At 67.3% G+C, this 2,686-nt stretch carries 3 protein-coding genes; all 3 read right to left on the bottom strand.

From position 1 onward, the window contains the following. The coding region (gene dsbE / locus AC2VON_RS11520) for a disulfide bond-forming protein DsbE (RefSeq protein ID WP_486953083.1) at positions 1 to 463 on the bottom strand (463 nt) is incomplete at its 3' end. Positions 464 to 564: 101 nt separating this feature from the next. After that, positions 565 to 1,668, bottom strand: a complete 1,104-nt coding sequence (gene rlmN / locus AC2VON_RS11525; protein WP_486953084.1) for a dual-specificity RNA methyltransferase RlmN — start codon at positions 1,666 to 1,668, stop codon at positions 565 to 567. Positions 1,669 to 1,704: 36 nt separating this feature from the next. Then, a complete protein-coding gene (locus AC2VON_RS11530) occupies positions 1,705 to 2,610 on the bottom strand; it encodes a phosphatidate cytidylyltransferase (protein ID WP_486953085.1) in 906 nt (301 codons plus the stop codon). Between the last annotated feature and the right edge of the window lie 76 nt (positions 2,611 to 2,686).

Genomic DNA, 2,686 nt, shown 5'->3' on the forward strand with positions numbered 1-2,686 from the left:
TCGCCGAAGTGGGGTTGTTCACGAAGGTGGAGGAGCCGTCCGAGCGGTAGAACACATACGCCGGTTGCCACGGCACGTTGTAGCGAGCCCAGATCGCGCCGTCGGCGTCGTTGAGGTTGGTGAAGTTCAGGTTGTACTTCGAGACGAAGTTCTGCATCGCCGCAACATCGGAGTGGGCCGCGATGCCCACGAAGGTGACCCCCGGATTAGCGGCCGCCACGTGGCTTACGCCGGGAGCTTCCTCGTTGCAGAACGGGCACCACGGCGTCCAGAACCACAGCACGGATGGCTTGCCCTGCAAGCTCGCGCCGCTGAACGCAGCACCGCTGAGGGTGGTTCCAGTGAACTGCAGACGCTCGTCCGCGGCGAGCGCACGTGGTGCGGTGCTCAGGCCGAGCACAAAGGCGACAGCCACCACGCCCATGGCAAACACCCTGGCCACAGGCGAAAGGCGAATTTTCATCGGAGACCTCCATCGTTGAGATCTCTATTGTAAGTGAGATAGCTCACATAGGTTGCGCCGCCAGCTGGCCGCAGGCGCTGCCTGATTCGCCTGCGCTCCAGCTACCGGCCTTGCGCCGCCAGCTGGCCGCAGGCGGCGGCGATCTCGCGGCCGCGGGTGTCACGCACCGTGCACGACACGCCTTGGGCCCGGACCCGCCGTACGAACTCGCGTTGCACCGGTTTCGGACTGGCGTCGAAGTCGCTGCCCGGCGTCGGATTGAGCGGGATCAGGTTCACATGCACCAGCGGACCGAGCACCCCGTGCAGCCGCTTGCCCAGCAGATCAGCCCGCCACGGCTGGTCGTTGACGTCGCGGATCAGCGCGTACTCGATCGACACCCGCCGGCCGGTCGTATCCGCGTAATAGCTTGCGGCGTCCAGCGTTTCGGCAACCTTCCACCGGTTGTTGACCGGGACCAGGGTGTCGCGCAGTTCGTCGTCGGGCGTGTGTAACGACACCGCCAGCGTCACCCCCAGGCGTTCGTCGGCCAGCTTGCGGATCGCCGGGGCCAGCCCGACCGTCGACACCGTCACCGCGCGGGCCGAGATGCCGAAGCCGTACGGCGGCGGTTCGATGATCCGGCCCACCGCGGCCACCACCCGGGCATAGTTGGCCAGCGGCTCCCCCATGCCCATGAACACCACGTTGGAGAGCCGACCGTGATCACCGGGATCACCGTCCCGCGTTTCGACCGCCGCCGCCCGTACCTGTTCGACGATCTCGGCGGTCGACAGGTTGCGGGTCAACCCTTGCTGCCCGGTCGCGCAGAACGGACAGGCCATCCCGCAGCCGGCCTGTGCGGAGATGCACACCGTGTTGCGGCGCGGGTAGCGCATCAGCACCGACTCGAATGAGGTGTGGTCCAGCGCCCGCCACCGGGTCTTGCGGGTCTGGCCGGCGTCGCACTCGATTTCGCCGGCAGCGGTCAGCAACTTCGGGAACAGCGCGTCAGCAACCGCCGCGCGTACCGCCGCGGGCAGGTCCGTCATCTGCTGTGGGTCGGCGATCAGCCGGCCGTAGTACTGATGGGCGATCTGATTGGCTCGAAACGGCAGCAGCCCCAGCTCGGCGACGGCTGCGCCGAGGCCGGCCGCGTCGAGGTCGGCGAGATGCCGCGGCGGCAGGGCCCGGCGCGGCGCGGCGAACACCAGCTGTTGCAACATGTCGGGTTCCAGTATGGATGGCGCGTCACCGAACGGTCAGGGCAGCAGCGTCAGCACGATCCAGGTGATCACCGCCGACGGCAACAGCCCGTCGAGCCGATCCATCAGGCCACCGTGGCCGGGCAGCAACCGGCCCATGTCCTTGATGCCCAGGTCACGTTTGACCTGTGATTCGACCAGGTCGCCGAGTGTCCCGGTGATCACCAGCAGCAACCCCAGCGGCAACCCGACCCACCACTGTTTGTCGGGGAGCAGGAAGGTCACCACCACCACCGCGCCGGTGATCCCGAAAAGCAGCGATCCGGCGAACCCCTCCCACGACTTCTTCGGGCTGATCTCCGGCACCATCGGATGCTTGCCGAACAACACGCCTACCGTGTACCCGCCGATGTCGGAGAGCGCCACCGTCAGCAGCAGACAGAAGACACGGCCCGCTCCGTCCTCCGGGTAAACCAGCAGCGCGCCGAAGCCCATGAACAGCGGCACCCAGGCGGCGATCAAGACGGTGGCCGAGACGTCGCGCAGGTAGTTGACCGGGGTGTGCGACTGGCCTTGCGGGCCCCTGCCGACCAGACGCCAGATCATGCAGACAACCACGGTGCCACCGAACGCGCCCAGCGCACCTGCTGCGCCGAACGGCCAGGTCAACCACACCATCGCCTGCCCGCCGAGCAACAGCGGCACGAACGGCACGTGGTAGCCCGCTTCACGCAGCCGCCGGGTCACCTCGTGGGTGGCGATCGGGGTTGTCACCGCCAGCGTCACCACCCACAGAAACGGAGCCAGCAGCAGGATCGCGACCAGCATGCCGCCCAGCAGCGCGCCGACGATGATCGCGGCAGGCAGATTTCGCCCCGCCCGAGACTTCTTGCGGCGCTGCCGCATCCACCCGCCCGTCGACTCCGAAGCCGGAACTCCTACGCCGGTGTCGCTGTCTGCCACGGGGATTGGTTGCTGAGCGGTCAGCTAGACCTCCAGCAGCTCGCCTTCTTTGTGTTTGACGAGTTCGTCGATCTGG

The sequence above is a fragment of the Mycobacterium sp. TH-M82 genome (assembly GCF_057473605.1).